The sequence below is a fragment of the Domibacillus aminovorans genome (assembly GCF_001643235.1).
GTDB classification, from domain to species: domain Bacteria; phylum Bacillota; class Bacilli; order Bacillales; family Domibacillaceae; genus Domibacillus; species Domibacillus aminovorans.
This window is the reverse complement of record NZ_LQWY01000067.1, coordinates 1-19,386: the sequence shown is the minus strand read 5'-3', so window position 1 is coordinate 19,386 and position 19,386 is coordinate 1. Positions and strand designations below refer to the sequence as shown.

Here is a 19,386-nt window from a genome sequence, read left to right as displayed (position 1 = left end):
CAGCTATGCGCCTTATCTTGATTGTGTCTGCTTATAGTACGCGAGAGCTAGGGTAAAGACAAGTAAGTATAGATCCTTTCACGATATCCATAGCGTAATACGGGACTGACATCATAACAAGCCCGTTTTGTAAAATACCGATCAGCACTGCACCGATGAACGTACCGAGCGCATTCGGTTTGCCCGCACCAAAAACGGATAAACGCAGCGGCGACAGAATCTATTATATAGTGAAATCGTTACACCGACCGCAATAATCGTGACGATTGAAATGGACCGTAAAACGGTTAGCACATTCTCTCCACTAATAAAAGCCGGATTTAATGACGTAAAAACAGCAATCAATACGATAATCGTTAAAATGATGCTGTATTTATAGAACAAATCAAACAAATGAAACGAGACGACCTATTCACTCTACTATTTTTGGTCAAGTATTTCTAAAATACGGTTTAAATCATCAATGGACATATATTCAATTTCGATTTTTCCCTTTTCACCGTTTTTCGACTGCCGGATTTGCACCGATGTACCAAAACGTGCGCGTAGGGCTTCTTCCCTGTCAATGATAAACACATCTTTTTTTACCGGTTTTGTTTCACGTGAAACATTTTCATTCAGTTTACGAATCCAGTCTTCCATCTGGCGCACCGTCCAGCCTTCATATACGGCTTTTTGCGCTATTTCATTTTGCTGATCCTTTTGTTTCACACCAAGAAGTGCACGTGCGTGTCCCATCGAAAGCTTGCCTTTAGCGATAAAAACTTGAATTTCAGCTGGCAATCCAAGCAGACGGACGTAGTTCGCAATGTGAGGACGGCTTTTCCCTATCCGTGCAGCAAGCTCCGCCTGTGTAAAATTTAATTTATCGATAATCATTTGATAAGCCGCAGCTTCTTCCATGACGGTTAAATCTTCACGCTGCAAGTTTTCAATAAGTGCAAGTTCCATCATTTGCTCTTCCGTCAATTCCTTCACAATAGCTGGTACTTCTGCTAAGCCAGCGGCTTTTGCAGCACGGTACCGACGCTCACCGGCGACAATTTCATAGCCTTTAATACTTTTGCGAAGCACGATTGGCTGCATGATACCGTGTGATTGAATGGACTGCTTTAGTTCTTCAATTGCTTCTTCATTGAAAAACTTCCTTGGCTGATGCGGATTCGGGCGGATGTCTTTAACAAAAATATCTTGAACGGTATTATTATTATTATTATTATCCGGTCCTAAATCTTTAAATAGCGCATCCAAACCTTTTCCAAGTCCTTTAGCCATGTACTGCCACCTCTTTCGCAAAGTCAAGATACACTTCTGCACCGCGTGAACGGGCATCGTAAAGCATGACTGGTTTTCCATGACTTGGCGCTTCACTTAAGCGCACATTACGTGGAATAATAGTTTGATATACTTTATCCCGAAAATACTTTTTCACTTCTTCGACGACTTGAATGCTCAAATTTGTCCGCGCATCAAACATCGTAAGTAGTACACCTTCAATATATAAATCTTTGTTTAAATGCTTTTGAACGAGACTCACAGTATTTAACAACTGGTTTAATCCCTCAAGAGCATAATACTCACATTGAACAGGTATTAAGACGGAATCGGCTGCTGTTAATGCGTTTATAGTTAATAATCCTAGCGATGGCGGACAGTCGATTAAAATATAATCAAAACTGTCACGAAGTGGTTCAAGCGCTTTTTCAAGCCGCTTTTCACGTGAACTAGCGGACACAAGTTCAATTTCTGCCCCAGCCAGCGCAATCGTGGCAGGAACGGAATACATCCCTTCGGCTGTTGTCGGTTTTATAACATCTGCCAGTTCTACATCATCGATAAGAACGTCATAAATACACTGTTCAACACGATCCTTTTCAATACCAACACCACTCGTCGCGTTGCCTTGGGGATCGATATCAAGAAGCAAAACTTTCTTTTCCAATGAGGAAAGAGAAGCCCCTAGATTAACGGATGTTGTTGTTTTACCTACGCCGCCTTTTTGATTGGCGATCGCAATTACTTTTCCCAATGGAATTCACCTGCTTTCATCTGTCGGTGTTGTCTATCTCTTATTCTAACAAAACGACTACCATTTTGCCTTTTTTCCATAAGAAAAAAGCCGTTTTTTGACTAGAAGATTAGCAAAAAAGGCTTTTTATTCGTCATTATCTTGGTTTTTTCGGTATTTGAATCGTAATCCGATAAAATTCATCGCTTTCCTCTTCTGACTGTTCTACATTAATACCGCTTTGCTGGACGAGCGAGAGCGACTGCCGGATTGTATTGACCGCAATACGAATATCACGGCTGATCGCTTTTTTACGTGGCTTCGGCTGTTCTTTTTCAAGCATTTTCACAACACGGTCTTCTGTTTGCTTCACATTCAACTGTTTAGCTTGTATGATTTGCAGCAAATCACTTTGTATCTGTGGCTTTTTAAGTGGCAGTAAAGCACGTGCATGCCGTTCTGTAATCTGTTTCTCAGCAACTGCCTGCTGCACATCTTCCGGCAACTTTAGTAGACGAAGCTTATTCGCAATAAACGACTGGCTTTTCCCAACCATAGCTGCAAGTGATTGCTGCGTCGTCTCGCTTAAATCGAGCAGTTTTTTATAAGCAATTGCTTCTTCAATCGGCGACAAATCTTCACGCTGCACATTTTCAATTAAAGCTGCAGACGCTGTCTGTTCATCTGTAAACGAACGTATGATGACTGGAACAGCGGAATGTCCGAGACTCATTGCCGCTCTGTATCTTCTTTCGCCTGCAATAATTTCATAGCGGTCTTCTTCTAGCTGACGAACGACAATCGGCTGAATAATGCCATGTACGGCAATCGTTGACGCAAGCTCATGAATTTTCTCTTCTTGAAAGACAACGCGCGGCTGAAACCGATTTGGTTCGATCCACTCCACAGCAAGTTCTCTCACTTCATCTGCTGGCATTAATTCTACAGCAGATGACGACTCACTTTTCCCTCCAAATATATGGGAAAAAGAACGCTTCATGACTACACCACCTTCTCCATCTCAAGATAGTATTCGCCACGCTGCGTTCTGTTCCTGCTAGCATTATTCAATTGGTGCTTTATTTGGTGTGCCCGGTTTGCGCGGATACTTTTTCGGTGTTTCTTTTTCTTTACGGATCACAATAATGGTCCGCTCGCTGTCTTCTATAGGAAGACGAAATGAAAAGATGTCTTCTGTTTTCCCACCAAGAACGGTAATCGCTTTTGATGCATTCTCCATTTCATCGGCAGCGCTTGCGGCTTTCATCGCAACGAAGGCACCGCCCGTTTTCACAAATGGAAGACACAGCTCCGTTAAAACGGACATACGGGCGACCGCGCGTGCTGTAACGATGTCATACTGTCCGCGTTGTGCCGGATTTTGTCCCATTTCTTCTGCCCGGCCGTGTACAAAATGAACATTTTCTAACTTCAATTCCGAAGCAAGTTTATTTAAAAAGGTAATTCGTTTATTAAGCGAATCAATAATCGTCACGTCGAGCTGAGGGAATGCGATTTTTAACGGAATGCTTGGAAAACCAGCTCCTGCACCAACATCACAGATGCGGAGCGGTTTTGTTAAATCGGTGTACATCGCAGCGGTCAATGAGTCATAAAAATGTTTCACATATACATCTTCCCGATCTGTAATGGCTGTTAAATTCATTTTTTCATTCCACTCGATGAGCAGTTCATAGTAATGCTGAAATTGATTCATTTGCTCGTTTGATAGAGAAATCCCTTTTTCTGCGAGCTCTAATTGAAATTGATCGATTTTCATATGGTACCTTCCTTATTCGCTTCCAGTCCGTGCAACACGGCCTTGTTCGAGATAGACGAGCAAAATGGAAATGTCAGCTGGATTGACGCCTGAAATACGTGAAGCCTGTGCAATGGACAATGGGCGCACTAATTTTAAATTCGTTCGTGCTTCATTGGCGATATTTGTAATCTCATCATAATCAATGTCAGCCGGAATTTTTTTATTCTCCATTTTTTTCACACGCTCTACTTGCTGGAGCGATTTTTCAATATAGCCTTCATATTTTACTTGGATTTCAATCTGCTCTTCTTCATCCGCACTAAGTGGAACTTCTGGCGGTGTGAGCAGTTTAATATGCTCATATGTCATTTCAGTGCGGCGAAGCAGGTCTGCGGCGCGAATACCGTCTTTTAACTCACTGCCACCCGCTTCACGAATGATGGTCTGTGTGTATTCATTCGGTTTAATCATTGACACTTTTAACCGTTCAAGTTCCGTTATAATCGCTTCTTTTTTTGCTATGAAACGACGATACCGTTCTTCTGAAATAAGGCCAGTGTTATATCCAATTTCCGTCAAACGCAAATCCGCATTGTCGTGGCGAAGCAATAACCGGTGTTCTGCGCGCGATGTGAGCAAACGGTACGGTTCTGTCGTTCCTTTCGTCACAAGGTCATCGATTAATACACCGATGTATGCATCAGAACGATTCAAAATAACTTCTTCCTTGCCAAGCACGCTGCATCCTGCATTAATACCCGCCATTAGACCTTGCGCGGCTGCTTCTTCATATCCAGACGTCCCATTAATTTGACCAGCTGTATAAAGCTGTTTCACACGCTTCGTTTCAAGCGTTGGCCAGAGCTGATTCGGAACGATCGCATCATATTCAATGGCATAGCCTGCACGCATCATCTCTGCTTTTTCCAAACCTGGAACACTCCGTACCATTTCCATTTGCACTTCTTCCGGAAGACTTGATGACATTCCCTGCACATACACTTCTTCTGTATTTCTTCCTTCTGGCTCGAGGAAAATTTGATGACGCGGCTTATCATTAAAACGAACAATTTTATCTTCAATCGATGGACAGTATTTCGTACCCGTTCCGTCAATCATTCCTGAGTGCATCGGCGAACGGTGCAAATTTGCATTAATTATACGATGCGTTTCGGGGCTTGTATACGTGAGCCAGCATGGCATTTGATCCGTAATAAATTTAGTTGTTTCGTAACTGAACGCACGTGGCACATCGTCACCTGGCTGGATTTCTGTTTTTGAATAGTCGATTGTCAAGCTATTTACACGCGGAGGCGTCCCTGTTTTAAATCGCTTCATTTCAAATCCAAGTTCCTGCAAATGTTCAGACAAGCGAATGGAGGGCTGTTGATTGTTCGGACCACTGGAATATTTCAACTCACCAATGATAATTTCGCCACGCAAGAACGTACCGGTCGTCACAATAACCGCTTTTGCTTCATAACGCGCGCCCGTTTGTGTAATGACACCGCGGCACACACCATCTTCTACGATCAACGTCTCTACTTTCCCTTGAATGATTTTTACATTTGGTTCCGTCTCAATTGTTTTTTTCATTTCTTGCTGATACAGCACTTTATCTGCCTGCGCACGCAGCGCACGTACAGCAGGTCCTTTTCCTGTATTCAAAAGACGCATTTGAATATGCGTTTTATCAATATTTTTTCCCATTTCGCCGCCGAGTGCATCAATTTCCCGTACGACGACACCTTTGGCTGGACCGCCGATAGACGGGTTACATGGCATGTACGCAATCATATCGAGATTAAGCGTGATCATGAGCGTTTTTGCACCAAGACGCGCTGAAGCTAGCCCCGCTTCTACACCCGCATGGCCAGCCCCAATGACAATAACGTCATACTCTCCCGCTGCATATTGTTTCATAACTATTTCTTCCTTCCTATTTCTCGTTTATTTCCCGAGACAAAATTGCGAAAACAGTTGATTGATTAAACCGTCCTGTACACTTTCACCGATAATTTCACCAAGCAGTTCCCACGTTCTTGTCAAATCAATTTGAATAATATCAATTGGCACATCTGATTCTGCCCCATTAATGGCATCTGTAATCGATGAATACGCCTGTTTCAACAAGGCGATATGACGCGAATTTGACACATACGTCATATCCTGCGCACCGACAGCACCCGAGAAAAACAATTCAGCAATCGCTTCTTCAAGCGCATCAATTCCTTGCTCTGCAAGCAGTGATGTTGTCAGTATCGTCTTATGCTCTGCCAATTCCCTCACACGGTTCATATTAAGTTTCGGCGGCAAATCTGTTTTATTGACGATGACAATTGCATTCATCGTGTTGATCACTTCAAACAGTGCTTCATCTTCAGCTGTTAATTCATCTGAATAATTAAGCATGAGTAATATTAAATCCGCTTTTGCCAGCACTTGACGCGAGCGTTCGACACCAATTCGTTCAACAATGTCTTCCGTTTCCCGGATACCGGCTGTATCGACAAGTTTAAGCGGTACACCGCGTACGTTTACGTATTCTTCAATAATATCACGTGTCGTACCCGGTATATCAGTTACAATAGCTTTATTTTCCTGAACGAGCGCATTTAATAAAGAAGATTTTCCTACGTTCGGCCGTCCAATAATCACTGTGGACAATCCTTCACGTAACACTTTTCCCTGTTCCGCTGTCTTCAAAAGTTTTTCAATTTCAATTTGAACGAACCGCGATTTCTCAAGGAGTACATCATGGGCCATTTCTTCCACATCATCATATTCCGGGTAATCAATGTTCACCTCTACATGCGCAAGTGTTTCTAAAATTTCCTGTCGCAATGTTTGAATGAGTTTCGATAAGCGCCCTTCTACTTGATTAAGTGCGACATTCATTGCTTTATCCGTTTTCGCACGGATCAGATCCATAACTGCTTCAGCTTGCGACAAATCAATCCGGCCGTTTAAAAAAGCACGCTTTGTGAATTCTCCTGGTTCAGCAAGACGTGCTCCTTCATTCAACACAATTTGTAGCACACGGTTGACCGCCGTCATGCCCCCATGACAATTGATTTCGACGACATCTTCACGTGTAAAAGTTTTCGGTCCTTTCATTATAGAAACCATCACTTCTTCCACATTATGTCCTGTGGATGGATCAATTAAGTGGCCATAATGAATTGTATGAGTCGGCACTGTGGACAACGTTTTATTTCCAGGTGCATGAAATACCTTATCGGCAATTTGAATGGCCGTGTCGCCGCTTAAACGGACGATTGCAATCGCTCCCTCCCCAGACGGTGTCGAAATCGCTGCAATTGTATCAAATTCCATTCAATTCACCCCTCTCCCCTTACTTTTTATCTATAGTAGCCCATTGGCTTCAATTTCATTTCCTAAATAAATAGAATACCACAGCCAGACGATGAAAAAAAGACGGAATTCATCCACATGTTGATAACTTCAAAAAAGAACCAACAACAAAAGGAACAATACCCCTTTTTCTATATAACAAAAAGACATTGCCTAAAGAGACAATGTCTTTTGTTACGTAATGGACGGGTCTTTTGGTTTGTTCGGCCCATTAATAATGAGCGTTTGAACAATCATAAAAATACTACCGACAACCCAGTATAATGAAAGCGCGGCTGGGAGTGTGATTCCGAAGACGATAATCATAACCGGCATAAGCCAGAGCATCATTGCCATCTGCGGGTTTTGATTCGCTGTTCCAGCCATCATCAATTTTTGCTGGAAAAATGTAAAGACACCTGCAAGAATCGACAAAATAATGTCGGGTGAACCGAGATCAAACCAGAGAAATGTATGATTTTTAATTTCGCCTGTTCTCATAATAGCCTGATAAAGACCGATAATAATCGGCATTTGAACGATAAGCGGTAAACAGCCCGCAACTGGATTGACACCGTGTGTTTGAAACAGTGCCATCGTTTCCTGCTGCAGTTGTTGCTGTGTTTGTGCATCTTTTGACTTGTATTTTTCTTTAAGCTTTGCCATTTCAGGCTGCAGCAGCTGCATTGCTTTGGCACTTTTTGTCTGCTTGATCATAAGTGGCAAAATAACGATCCGAATGATGATCGTTACGACGACGATGGCTAAGCCATATCCTCCGACTACTTCAGCCGTTTTCGTAATAAATAGTGAGAGCGGGTAAATAATATACTCATTCCAAAACCCCTCACTGTTCGCTGTAATTTCCTGATTGACTTCTGTACAGCCAGCAAGCAATACAGAAAAAAGAGCTAGAATCAGGATTGAAAGCGTTTTTTTATTCAAACTGTTACGCCCCCTGTCATTAGCTTACTCTTTATTTTGCTTATTCAATTGTTTCCTTACAGCGCTTTCGCCAGTTTTAGCACATGCATAAGACTGCTTTTCACTTCGTTGCACGTCATATCCGCGGCCGGTTTTCTCGCTATGATAATGAACTCATAGCCTGGCGAGACATCTGTCTTTAGATCCATGAAACTTTGTCTTATGTATCGCTTAATCCGATTGCGCACAACGGCGTTGCCAACTTTTTTACTGACCGACAGGCCGATTCGGAATGGTACATTCTGTTTTTTCTCATGCATATAAACAACAAACTGGCGATTTGCAAACGATTTTCCTTTACTGAAGACCATTTGAAAATCGTCATTTTTTTTTATTCGAAATGATTTTTTCATCTATAACACCTGCTGCTTCTTTCATTCGCACAATGACTTTAGAAAAAAAGACCACTGAAATGGTCAGTGGTCTTATGCAGATAGTACTTTTCTGCCTTTTGCACGGCGGCTCGCGATAACGCGGCGGCCATTTTTAGAGCTCATACGTGTGCGGAAACCATGAACTTTGCTTCTTTTACGTCTGTTAGGCTGGAACGTTCTTTTCATATTAAAACACCTCCCTGAGGTTTTCAAATTCATATTTTCAAAACAGTCTTTTTCAATTATAAGTACGTAGGTCCATCCTGTCAACTGAATTTTAAAAACAGGTTTGATCTACTTTATTTTACTGTCTTTTCTCTGTGGAATTCAATTATGCAGTATGCATATTTTGTTGAATGGTCTGGCATTGTGGACAGTATTCGACAGCACTTTTGATTATCCACAACTTCTTCTTTCCATTCTTCACAAGTCCTCACCCTGTGGACAATGTTTTAAACACCACTTTTCATCCTGTGGATAATCCATTCCAATCATTGCAACTACTCATTATTTCTGCTATCATTATTTTGTTTTCACTCTGGATAACATATTTACAGACACAAATTATCCACAGTTGTGGATAATTTGTGGAAAAACTATATACAAGTTGTTTTCAACTTTATCTACAGTTTGTGGATTTTGTCGAAAAACTACTTTCATCCTATTATATATTTATTCACAATCATTGTCATGTATAATTATGAATTCATCCCTATTTATGTTGTACAATTATTAAACAAGATATGCTAGGAACGAGAAAGAAGGTGCCACATGGAAAATATTGATGATCTCTGGAACAAAGTACTTGAGAGCATTCAAACGAGAATAAGCAAACCAAGCTACGACACATGGGTGAAGTCAACAAAAGCTCATTCTCTTCACGAGAATGCTATTGTTGTTGCTGCCCCCAATTTTTTTAATAGGGACTGGCTCGAAGGCCATTACACACATCTTATGTCCGATATCATCGGCGATTTAACGGGCGAAAAGCTCGATGTTTACTTTATTTCTCCGGATGTCCATGATTTCGATGCATATGTGCCTCCAAAACATACAACAGAACCTAAAAATCAAAAAGGCAACGGGCAGGATACCATTCAAAGCATGCTGAATCCCAAATATACATTTGATACATTCGTTATCGGATCAGGTAACCGTTTTGCCCATGCCGCTTCCCTTGCTGTTGCAGAAGCGCCTGCAAAAGCCTATAATCCACTCTTTATTTATGGTGGTGTCGGGCTAGGAAAAACACACTTAATGCATGCAATCGGCCATTATGTGATTGAGCATAATCCCGGTGCAAAAGTTGTTTATTTATCATCAGAAAAGTTCACAAACGAATTTATTAACTCGATCCGTGACAATAAAGCCGTAGAATTTCGAAATAAGTACCGGGGTGTAGACGTGCTACTTATTGATGATATTCAATTTTTAGCTGGGAAAGAACAAACACAAGAGGAATTTTTCCATACGTTTAATACGCTGCACGAAGAAAGCAAGCAAATCATCATCTCAAGCGACCGGCCGCCAAAAGAAATTCCAACACTTGAAGACCGGCTCCGTTCACGTTTTGAATGGGGGCTCATCACGGACATTACGCCGCCAGATTTAGAAACGAGAATTGCCATTTTACGTAAAAAGGCGCGTGCTGAAAACTTGGACGTGCCCAATGAAGTAATGCTTTATATCGCCAATCAAATTGATACAAATATTCGTGAACTCGAAGGAGCACTCATCCGCGTTGTCGCCTATTCTTCAATGATCAGCAAAGAAGTAAATGCAAGTGTAGCTGCAGAAGCATTGAAAAGTATTATTCCAGGAGCGAAACCAAAAGTAGTAACAATCCCGGATATCCAACGGGTAGTTGGCGAACAATACGAGATCCGTCTAGAAGATTTCAAAGCGAAAAAACGAACAAAAATGGTAGCTTTCCCACGACAAATCGCGATGTATTTGTCACGTGAACTAACAGATTTTTCACTGCCTAAAATTGGTGAAGAGTTTGGTGGACGAGATCATACAACAGTCATTCATGCACACGAGAAAATATCAAAATTGCTCGACACAGATCCGATGCTTCAAGATAAAGTAAAAGAAATCATATCCATTTTAAAAGCTTAATAACTTGTGAACAATCAGGGACGATTATCAACAGTCTGTCCACATGTGGATAGACTGTCTTTATTTCGTTTTTGCATAGTTATCCACAAATCAACAAGCCCTACTACTACGACTATTATTTTATTAATATATAAATAAAGAATGAGTTTCCTAATAAAAATTATTCAAATATACTGATGGAGGGATAAATATGAAATTTTCCATTCAAAAAGATCGCCTTGCTCAAGGTGTGCAAGATGTATTAAAAGCTGTCAGTTCCAGGACGACAATTCCCATTTTGACAGGTATTAAGATTCACGCTTCCGATGACGGTATTACGTTGACAGGGAGTGACTCTGATATTTCGATTGAATCGTTCATTCCAAAAGATGAAGGAGAAACATCGATTGCTGTCGTTGAAGAAACAGGTGGCATTGTATTAAATGCACGATTCTTTAGTGAAATCGTCCGTAAACTGCCTGCATCGACAATCGAGTTTGAAACAACCGTATCGTTTCAAACAATCATTCGTTCAGGGCATGCTGAATTCAGTTTGAATGGACAGGATGCAGATGAATATCCTCATTTGCCACAAATCGATGTTGAAAATGTGTTTAAATTGCCAGCCGATCTTGTCAAAACATTAATTCGTCAAACCGTTTTTGCTGTATCAACTTCTGAAACACGTCCAATTTTGACGGGTGTCAACTGGGAGATTGAAAATGGAACACTTATTTGTACTGCAACAGACAGTCATCGTCTTGCTATGCGTAAAACGTCAGCAGAAGGGCTGCCAGAGGGGGAGTACAATGTCGTCATTCCGGGGAAAAGTTTAACGGAACTAAGCAAAATTTTGGATGATACGAATGAGCCGGTTGAAATTGTTATGACGGATAATCAAGTGCTTTTCCGTTCAAAACATGTACTATTTTTCTCACGTTTACTTGAGGGCAATTATCCGGACACGAGCCGCCTTATTCCGGATGAGTACAAAACGAAAATGGAACTGAATACAAAAGAATATTTACAAGCTATAGATCGTGCCTCACTTTTAGCGCGTGAAGGGCGAAATAACGTTGTGAAAATGAGCAGCAGTGAAGAGGGAGCAATTGAAATTTCGTCTAATTCTCCTGAAATTGGAAAGGTAACCGAGCAAGTGAACAGTATTTCAACAGAAGGCGAAGAATTAAAAATTTCATTCAGTGCGAAATATATGATGGATGCACTGAAAGCTCTTGAAGGAACCGAAATTGATATTCAGTTTACAGGTGCGATGCGTCCATTCGTCATTCGGCCGCTTCATGATGACTCGACATTACAATTAATTTTGCCTGTTCGTACGTATTGATAAATCCAATTGAAAAGCGGAGCATGAAGGCTCTGCTTTTTTTTGTATTTGCGGCGATTATTTAGTAAAATTAAAGTATTGGCTTTTTGAACGGAGGAATAGAAAAGATGACAACAAAAAAAGTAGGGATTGATACGGATTTTATTACGCTCGGTCAATTTTTGAAGCTTGCCGGCGTGATTCAAACGGGCGGCATGGCAAAATGGTTTTTAAGTGAACATGATGTGTATATAAACGGCGAAGAAGATAACCGCAGAGGACGGAAGCTGCGGGAAGGAGACCGTGTGGAAATTCCAGGGGACGGCGTGTATGAAGTGGCATTTGGATCAGAGGAAGAGATCGATTAACTGTCAGCGAAAGGTGTTATGCACACATGCACATTGAACAACTGGCTCTGGAACAATATCGTAATTACGAATCGATGCTCATTGAATTTGATGATACTGTTAATGTCATCATCGGTGAAAATGCACAAGGGAAAACAAATGTGATCGAATCTATTTACGTGCTGGCGATGGCTAAGTCGCATCGGACGTCGAATGATAAAGATTTAATTCGCTGGGAAGCGGAGTATGCTAAAATAAAAGGGCGAGTGCAAAAAAAACACCAGTCGCTCCCACTTGAACTAATCATTTCAAAAAAAGGGAAGAAAGCAAAAGTGAATCATCTTGAACAGACGCGCTTGAGCCAGTATATCGGTAATATGAACGTCGTTATGTTTGCACCGGAAGACTTGACGCTTGTGAAAGGCAGTCCACAGGTAAGAAGACGTTTTATTGATATGGAAATTGGACAGGTATCGCCTGTTTATTTACATGATTTAAGTCTTTATCATAAAGTGCTGCAGCAGCGGAATCATTATTTAAAGCAGCTTCAGACGAAACGAGCATCTGATTATACGATGCTTGATGTACTTACAGATCAGCTGATTGAACTAGCTGTAAAAGTGATGAAGAAGCGTTTTGAATTTATTCGTATGCTTCAAAAATGGGCGGGACCGCTCCACTCAGGCATTTCACGTGGTATTGAGTCACTTACTATTTTATATGAACCGGCTGCGGGGATCTCACAGGAGCACAGTGATGAACAGATGCAGTCCATTCTTGAAGAATTGTTTCAAAAAGGGCGCAAAAAAGAGGTGGATCGTGGGGTAACATTGACTGGACCGCATCGAGACGATCTTCTTTTTTATGTGAACGAGAAAAACATTCAAACATTCGGCTCACAAGGGCAGCAGCGTACGACAGCGCTTGCTGTCAAGCTTGCTGAAATTGAATTAATACAATCGGAAATCGGTGAATATCCGATTTTATTGCTTGACGATGTGTTATCTGAACTCGATGATTACCGTCAGTCGCATTTGCTTAATACGATTCATGGAAAAGTACAGACATTTGTGACGACGACGAACACGGATGGCATTGAGCACGATACATTAAACGCCGCTTCCGCTTACAATGTGACAGACGGAGCGATTACACAAATAAAGTAATATCAATTTATTGAAGGAGAAGGTGACTGGATTTGACAATGGACCAACAAAATACGACACCTTCCTATGACGCTAATCAAATACAGGTGCTTGAAGGACTCGAAGCCGTTAGAAAACGTCCGGGTATGTATATCGGTTCGACGAGTGCAAGAGGTCTTCACCACCTCGTCTGGGAAATCGTCGATAATAGTATTGATGAAGCACTTGCCGGCTTCTGTACAGAAATCAATGTCATCATTGAAGAAGATAACAGCATAACCGTAAAAGATAACGGACGAGGTATTCCAGTTGATAATCAAGAAAAAATGGGCCGTCCAGCTGTTGAAGTCATTTTAACTGTTCTGCACGCAGGCGGTAAATTCGGCGGCGGCGGCTATAAAGTATCAGGTGGACTTCACGGTGTTGGAGCATCTGTTGTAAACGCACTATCAATGATCCTTGAAGTATATGTACATCGCGATGAAAAAATTCACTACATGGCTTTTAAGAAAGGTGTTCCACAAGAAGACTTAAAAGTGGTTGGAGAGACGGACATTACTGGTACGCATATTCATTTCAGTCCAGATCCTGAAATCTTCACCGAAACACTCGAATATGACTACGATATACTTACACAGCGTTTGCGCGAGCTAGCGTACTTAAATCGTGGACTTAAAATTACACTGGAAGATAAACGGGAAGAAGGAAGACAAAATGAGTTCCACTACGAAGGTGGAATTAAATCATATGTGGAGCATTTAAACCGTTCGAAAGAAGTGCTTCATGAAGAAGCAATCTTCATGGAAGGTGAGCGGGAAGGCATCCAAGTCGAAGTAGCTTTTCAGTACAATGACGGCTATGTCGGTAATATTTATTCATTTGCGAACAACATTAATACGCATGAAGGCGGAACACATGAAGTCGGCTTCAAAACGGCACTGACACGTGTTGTGAATGACTATGCCCGCAAAAATGGCTTAGTGAAAGACATTGATACAAACTTATCCGGTGAAGATGTCCGTGAAGGACTAATAGCCATTGTTTCGATCAAACATCCAGATCCGCAATTTGAAGGGCAGACAAAAACGAAGCTAGGCAACTCGGAAGTACGTACGGTAACGGACTCTGTTTTTGCAGGTCGTTTTGAATCATTCATGCTTGAAAATCCGAATACCGCGCGTAAAATTGTTGAAAAAGGCACGATGGCAGCACGCGCTCGTTTAGCTGCGAAGAAAGCACGTGAATTAACGAGGCGTAAAAGCGCACTTGAAATATCTAGTCTTCCAGGGAAACTTGCAGACTGTTCATCGCGTGACCCGAAAATCAGTGAATTGTACATTGTAGAAGGTGACTCGGCTGGTGGATCTGCAAAACAAGGCCGTGATCGTCACTTTCAGGCGATTTTGCCGCTGCGTGGGAAGATCTTGAACGTTGAAAAAGCTCGTCTTGATAAAATATTGTCAAATAATGAAGTGCGCGCGATGATCACAGCGCTCGGTACAGGAATTAGCGAAGAATTTGATCTATCAAAAGCGAGATATCATAAATTAGTTATTATGACGGATGCCGATGTCGACGGTGCGCATATCCGAACACTGCTTTTAACTTTCTTTTTCCGCTACATGCGTCCGTTAATTGAAGCAGGTTACGTATACATTGCACAGCCGCCATTATACAAGGTGCAGCAAGGAAAGCACATTCGTTATGCTTATAATGATCATGAGCTTAACGAAGTGATGGGGTCACTCCCTACTACTGCCAAACCGATATTGCAACGATATAAAGGTCTTGGTGAAATGAATCCGACTCAGTTATGGGAAACGACGATGGATCCTGAGTGGCGTACATTGCTTCAGGTAACATTAAAAGATGCAATGGAAGCGGATGAAACGTTTGAAATTTTAATGGGTGATAAAGTCGAACCGCGCCGCCAATTTATTGAAGATAATGCACGTTATGTTAAAAATCTTGATATATAAACAGAACAAAGGTTAAGAGCACGACATTCTGTCTCGATACCTTTGTGACCCAAGTCCGAAACAATCGGGCATTTACGGGCAGTTGAACCCCGCTTATCTTTCTTTTTCGTGGGGCCTTACTGCTTGTTAATGCGGGATAAATTAAAATGGCGCCCGTTAATGCGGGCGCTCCCACTTTTTTAAAAGGGAGGATTTTTACATGGCTGATACGCCACGCTCGAATGTAAAAGAGATTAATATAAGTCAAGAAATGCGTTCTTCATTTTTAGATTATGCGATGAGCGTTATCGTTTCCAGAGCGCTTCCAGACGTGCGTGACGGCTTGAAACCTGTGCACCGCCGCATTTTATATGCAATGAATGACCTCGGTATGACCGCTGATAAAGCGTACAAAAAATCAGCACGGATCGTCGGGGATGTTATTGGTAAGTATCACCCACACGGTGATTCGGCTGTTTATGAAACGATGGTACGCATGGCGCAGGACTTTAACTATCGCTATATGCTCGTGGATGGACACGGAAACTTCGGGTCTGTCGACGGGGATGCAGCGGCGGCTATGCGTTACACAGAAGCACGTATGTCAAAAATTGCGATGGAAATTACACGTGATTTGAATAAAGATACAATTGATTACAAAGATAACTATGATGGTTCTGAACGTGAACCGATCGTTTTGCCAGCGCGTTTTCCAAATCTGCTTGTGAACGGTGCATCTGGTATAGCCGTCGGGATGGCAACCAATATTCCACCACACCAGCTTGGCGAAGTAATCGATGCGCTTCTTGCAATCAGTAAAAATCCGGAGTTGACCGTACTTGAATTAATGGAATACATACCTGGCCCTGATTTCCCAACGGCTGGTATTTTAATGGGTAGGAGCGGTATTCGCCGCGCGTATGAAACAGGGCGTGGTTCTATTATTTTACGTGCGCGGACCGAAATTGAAGAAAAAGCAAATGGAAAAGAAACGATTGTCGTTCATGAAATTCCATATCAAGTAAACAAAGCAAAACTAATCGAGCGGATTGCAGAATTAGTCCGCGATAAAAAAATTGATGGCATTACTGATCTTCGTGATGAATCTGACCGCGAAGGCATGCGGATTGTGATGGAAATACGCCGTGATGCGAATGCAAGTGTCGTTTTAAATAATTTATATAAATATACAGCGATGCAAACGAGTTTTGGTATTAACATGCTGGCACTCGTAGATGGTCATCCTAAAGTACTTAGCTTAAAAGAATGCTTGACTTATTATCTTGCTCACCAGCAAGAGATCATTCGCCGTCGTACACAGTTTGAGTTGAATAAAGCGGAAGCACGTGCCCACATTTTAGAGGGGCTCCGTATCGCGCTTGACCATATCGATCGCATTATCTCACTTATCCGCGGTTCGCAGACAGCAGATCTTGCACGAGCAGGATTAATCGAACAATTTGGTTTGTCAGAAAAGCAAGCACAGGCTATTCTCGATATGCGTCTTCAGAGGTTGACCGGGCTTGAACGTGAAAAAATTGAAGAAGAGTATCAAAGTTTGATGGCTATTATTACTGAGTTAAAAGCAATATTAGCAGATGAAGAAAAAATACTGGAAATTATCCGCGAAGAGTTGGCTGAGGTTAAAGAGCGATTTAACGATAAGCGCCGCACAGAAATTACCGATGGTGCACCAGGTGATATAATGGACGAAGATTTAATTCCAGTCGAAAAAATTATCGTTACATTAACGCATAAAGGCTATATTAAACGTCTGCCTGTTTCAACGTACCGAAGTCAGCGCCGGGGTGGACGTGGTATTCAAGGGATGGGTACGAATGAAAATGACTTTGTGGAGCAATTGTTAACAACGTCGACACACGATACGATTCTCTTTTTCACAAACAAAGGGAAAGTGTACCGTCTAAAAGGGTATCAAATTCCTGAGTATAGCCGAACAGCAAAAGGTATTCCACTTGTAAACTTACTCGGTGTCGAGCAGGATGAATGGGTCAATTCGATGCTATTTGTTGAGAAGCTTACAGAAGATGCGTTTTTGTTTTTTGCAACGAAGCAAGGAATCGTGAAACGCACGCCGCTTATGGATTATGCCAATATTCGTACAAACGGTTTAATTGCGCTTAATATTCGTGAAGATGATGAACTCATATCAGTTAGATTAACAGACGGTCAAAAACATATCGTCATAGGAACAAAGCAAGGAATGCTCATTCGTTTTCCAGAAGATAATGTCCGCTCGATGGGTAGAACATCAACAGGTGTAAGAGGAATCAGGTTGTCAGATGACGATCATGCAGTTGGTATGGAGCTTGTTGAAGACAATGAGTATATTTTAATCGTCACTGAAAACGGATATGGCAAACTAACGCATGAATCGGATTATCGTATTCAAACGCGTGGTGGTAAAGGATTAAAAACGTGCAATATTACAGAAAAGAACGGCCCGATGATTGCTGTGAAAACTGTGACAGGTGAAGAGGATCTCATGCTGATCACAATGGGCGGCGTCATGATCCGAATGGATATCGGCGGTATTTCCATTACTGGCCGTAGTACGCAAGGGGTCAAACTCATTCGTCTTGGCAATGAAGAAACAGTTGCGACTGTAGCGAAAGTAGAAAAGGAAGACGAAGAAGTGATCGAAACAGAGATAGAAGAAATAGAAGAATAATGAATCAAGCACAGGGATTTCAACATACCTGTGCTTTTTTGTCTATCAATTAAGTATAATGTTTATTATAATTGGGTATAAAGACTCAATAAAGGGGCAAGGTATATGTTTGTGAAAGTAGAAGATCTGCAGCAGGGATGGCATGTTAATGAAGCGGTGCTTGCCAGCACTGATCACCCTATCATTTTAAAAGGAACTATTTTGACTGAACAGCACATCCGATTTTTAAAAGTATTCTCCATTAAATTTGTTGATGTTGTTCCTCCAGAAGAAAATCCTCTTTCGTCTATTTATTTTGCTGCCTCACTAAATGAGTTCAGTCCAAACATTGATATGTTGGAGCAGCAGTACTATAAAACATTTAAAGGAATAAAAGAAGAGTTTCATAAATGGCAATCAGGAATGAATGTAGAAATTGCGAGGATAAGAACGATCATTTTACCGCTTCTAAAATATGTACTTGAAAATCCAGAACAGTTGTATAGAATTTCTTCTTTTTCAAAAAAGGAAGAGTATTTATTTCATCACACAGCATCGCTTGGCATTTTGTGTGGAATGATCGCGCAAAAAATGAATTATGAAAAAGGAATGATTGTGCAGGTAGCTTTAACCGGTGTTCTTGCTGATTCCGGCATGTCCAAAATTAATTCTTCTCTTTTAAATAAAACAACTGCCCTGACGGAGCAAGAATATAAAGATATTCAAAATCACCCAATTTCCAGTTACAGTATGGTGAAAGAGTTAAAGCTGTTAAAGCCTGAAGTAAAACTTGCTATTTATCAACATCATGAACGCATAGACGGGTCGGGTTATCCAACGGGAGCAAAGGGGAATAAAATACATCCAATTGCGCAGATTGTAGGAATTGCTGATACATACCATGCGTTAACAACAGACAGATTGTTTCAAGATAGACGGTCTGTTTTTAAAGCGGTTGAGTTTATTCAAGAAGATTTATTCGGGAAATTCGATCTTCCTATTATGAACGCACTATTTTCAATTGTAGCTAATTTAGTACCGGGGACAATAGTTGAGTTATCGGATGGCAATGAAGGAAAAGTGTTGTTTGTTCATCAAATGTATCGAACGAGACCGCTCATTCAATTACCTAATGGAGAGGTCATTGACATGTTGAAAAGAAGAGATTTACATATTGAAAAAGTGATAGGGAAACAGTCATTAAAATAAAAGTGGCTGTTTTTATTAATTTATTATTAAAAAAGACTTGCTCTCTATATATAACCGTGGTATATTATTTAAGTCGCCTGATGATGACGGCGAGAAATAAACAAATTGAACATTGAAAACTGAACAAAATCAATAAAAACGTCAACG

Annotated in this window: 16 protein-coding genes and 1 pseudogene; 7 read left to right on the top strand and 10 right to left on the bottom strand. The window is 41.3% G+C overall.

Features of this window, described 5'->3' with window-relative positions; genetic code table 11:
- Positions 1–12: 12 nt before the first annotated feature.
- The 10 genes and pseudogenes from AWH49_RS20850 to rpmH all read right to left on the bottom strand — a co-directional run.
- A pseudogene (locus AWH49_RS20850) lies at positions 13–230 on the bottom strand (ABC transporter permease); the annotation flags it as partial.
- 190 nt (positions 231–420) lie between these two features.
- Complete coding sequence (locus tag AWH49_RS15905; RefSeq protein WP_063966530.1) at positions 421–1,275, bottom strand: ParB/RepB/Spo0J family partition protein; 855 nt, start codon at positions 1,273–1,275, stop codon at positions 421–423.
- On the bottom strand, positions 1,268–2,029 hold the full coding sequence (locus AWH49_RS15900) for a ParA family protein (RefSeq protein WP_063966529.1): 762 nt from the start codon (positions 2,027–2,029) through the stop codon (positions 1,268–1,270). The genes AWH49_RS15905 and AWH49_RS15900 overlap by 8 nt, the downstream gene beginning before the upstream one ends.
- Before the next feature lie 136 nt (positions 2,030–2,165).
- On the bottom strand, positions 2,166–3,008 hold the full coding sequence (gene noc / locus AWH49_RS15895; RefSeq protein ID WP_063966528.1) for a nucleoid occlusion protein: 843 nt from the start codon (positions 3,006–3,008) through the stop codon (positions 2,166–2,168).
- 63 nt (positions 3,009–3,071) lie between these two features.
- A complete protein-coding gene (gene rsmG / locus AWH49_RS15890; RefSeq protein ID WP_063966527.1) occupies positions 3,072–3,788 on the bottom strand; it encodes a 16S rRNA (guanine(527)-N(7))-methyltransferase RsmG in 717 nt (238 codons plus the stop codon).
- Between the two features lie 12 nt (positions 3,789–3,800).
- Positions 3,801–5,693 (bottom strand): tRNA uridine-5-carboxymethylaminomethyl(34) synthesis enzyme MnmG, encoded by a 1,893-nt coding sequence (gene mnmG / locus AWH49_RS15885; RefSeq protein ID WP_063966526.1) that lies wholly within the window; start codon positions 5,691–5,693, stop codon positions 3,801–3,803.
- A gap of 27 nt (positions 5,694–5,720) precedes the next feature.
- Positions 5,721–7,106, bottom strand: coding sequence for a tRNA uridine-5-carboxymethylaminomethyl(34) synthesis GTPase MnmE (gene mnmE, locus AWH49_RS15880; protein WP_063966525.1), 1,386 nt, complete (start codon positions 7,104–7,106; stop codon positions 5,721–5,723).
- A gap of 213 nt (positions 7,107–7,319) precedes the next feature.
- Positions 7,320–8,069, bottom strand: coding sequence for a YidC family membrane integrase SpoIIIJ (gene spoIIIJ, locus AWH49_RS15875; protein ID WP_063966524.1), 750 nt, complete (start codon positions 8,067–8,069; stop codon positions 7,320–7,322).
- 56 nt (positions 8,070–8,125) lie between these two features.
- Complete coding sequence (gene rnpA / locus AWH49_RS15870) at positions 8,126–8,461, bottom strand: ribonuclease P protein component (protein ID WP_018395054.1); 336 nt, start codon at positions 8,459–8,461, stop codon at positions 8,126–8,128.
- A 72-nt stretch (positions 8,462–8,533) separates the two neighbouring features.
- Positions 8,534–8,668, bottom strand: coding sequence for a 50S ribosomal protein L34 (gene rpmH, locus AWH49_RS15865; RefSeq protein ID WP_018395055.1), 135 nt, complete (start codon positions 8,666–8,668; stop codon positions 8,534–8,536).
- Positions 8,669–9,253: 585 nt separating this feature from the next.
- Here rpmH and dnaA point away from each other — a divergent pair.
- From dnaA to AWH49_RS15830, 7 genes are all read left to right on the top strand, one after another.
- Positions 9,254–10,603, top strand: coding sequence for a chromosomal replication initiator protein DnaA (dnaA, locus tag AWH49_RS15860; RefSeq protein WP_018395056.1), 1,350 nt, complete (start codon positions 9,254–9,256; stop codon positions 10,601–10,603).
- Positions 10,604–10,793: 190 nt separating this feature from the next.
- A complete protein-coding gene (gene dnaN, locus AWH49_RS15855) occupies positions 10,794–11,930 on the top strand; it encodes a DNA polymerase III subunit beta (protein ID WP_018395057.1) in 1,137 nt (378 codons plus the stop codon).
- Between the two features lie 107 nt (positions 11,931–12,037).
- Positions 12,038–12,277, top strand: coding sequence for a S4 domain-containing protein YaaA (gene yaaA / locus AWH49_RS15850; protein WP_018395058.1), 240 nt, complete (start codon positions 12,038–12,040; stop codon positions 12,275–12,277).
- Positions 12,278–12,303: 26 nt separating this feature from the next.
- Entirely contained in the window at positions 12,304–13,422 is a 1,119-nt protein-coding gene (gene recF, locus AWH49_RS15845; protein ID WP_063966523.1) for a DNA replication/repair protein RecF, read from the top strand.
- 38 nt (positions 13,423–13,460) lie between these two features.
- Positions 13,461–15,380 (top strand): DNA topoisomerase (ATP-hydrolyzing) subunit B, encoded by a 1,920-nt coding sequence (gene gyrB / locus AWH49_RS15840; protein WP_063966788.1) that lies wholly within the window; start codon positions 13,461–13,463, stop codon positions 15,378–15,380.
- Positions 15,381–15,579: 199 nt separating this feature from the next.
- Positions 15,580–18,051: a DNA gyrase subunit A gene (gene gyrA, locus AWH49_RS15835; protein ID WP_063966522.1), complete on the top strand. Its 2,472-nt coding sequence runs from the start codon at positions 15,580–15,582 to the stop codon at positions 18,049–18,051.
- Between the two features lie 105 nt (positions 18,052–18,156).
- Positions 18,157–19,239, top strand: a complete 1,083-nt coding sequence (locus tag AWH49_RS15830) for an HD-GYP domain-containing protein (RefSeq protein WP_063966521.1) — start codon at positions 18,157–18,159, stop codon at positions 19,237–19,239.
- Positions 19,240–19,386 lie beyond the last annotated feature (147 nt).

What these genes read in the sequence shown, in the direction of transcription:
- AWH49_RS15905 (WP_063966530.1), bottom strand. Translation starts at nt 1,275, where the DNA reads ATGGCTAAAGGACTTGGAAAAGGTTTGGATGCGCTATTTAAAGATTTA.
- noc (WP_063966528.1), bottom strand. Translation starts at nt 3,008, where the DNA reads ATGAAGCGTTCTTTTTCCCATATATTTGGAGGGAAAAGTGAGTCGTCA.
- rsmG (WP_063966527.1), bottom strand. Translation starts at nt 3,788, where the DNA reads ATGAAAATCGATCAATTTCAATTAGAGCTCGCAGAAAAAGGGATTTCT.
- mnmG (WP_063966526.1), bottom strand. Translation starts at nt 5,693, where the DNA reads ATGAAACAATATGCAGCGGGAGAGTATGACGTTATTGTCATTGGGGCT.
- mnmE (WP_063966525.1), bottom strand. Translation starts at nt 7,106, where the DNA reads ATGGAATTTGATACAATTGCAGCGATTTCGACACCGTCTGGGGAGGGA.
- rnpA (WP_018395054.1), bottom strand. Translation starts at nt 8,461, where the DNA reads ATGAAAAAATCATTTCGAATAAAAAAAAATGACGATTTTCAAATGGTC.
- rpmH (WP_018395055.1), bottom strand. Translation starts at nt 8,668, where the DNA reads ATGAAAAGAACGTTCCAGCCTAACAGACGTAAAAGAAGCAAAGTTCAT.
- dnaA (WP_018395056.1), top strand. Translation starts at nt 9,254, where the DNA reads ATGGAAAATATTGATGATCTCTGGAACAAAGTACTTGAGAGCATTCAA.
- dnaN (WP_018395057.1), top strand. Translation starts at nt 10,794, where the DNA reads ATGAAATTTTCCATTCAAAAAGATCGCCTTGCTCAAGGTGTGCAAGAT.
- yaaA (WP_018395058.1), top strand. Translation starts at nt 12,038, where the DNA reads ATGACAACAAAAAAAGTAGGGATTGATACGGATTTTATTACGCTCGGT.
- recF (WP_063966523.1), top strand. Translation starts at nt 12,304, where the DNA reads ATGCACATTGAACAACTGGCTCTGGAACAATATCGTAATTACGAATCG.
- gyrB (WP_063966788.1), top strand. Translation starts at nt 13,461, where the DNA reads ATGGACCAACAAAATACGACACCTTCCTATGACGCTAATCAAATACAG.
- gyrA (WP_063966522.1), top strand. Translation starts at nt 15,580, where the DNA reads ATGGCTGATACGCCACGCTCGAATGTAAAAGAGATTAATATAAGTCAA.
- AWH49_RS15830 (WP_063966521.1), top strand. Translation starts at nt 18,157, where the DNA reads ATGTTTGTGAAAGTAGAAGATCTGCAGCAGGGATGGCATGTTAATGAA.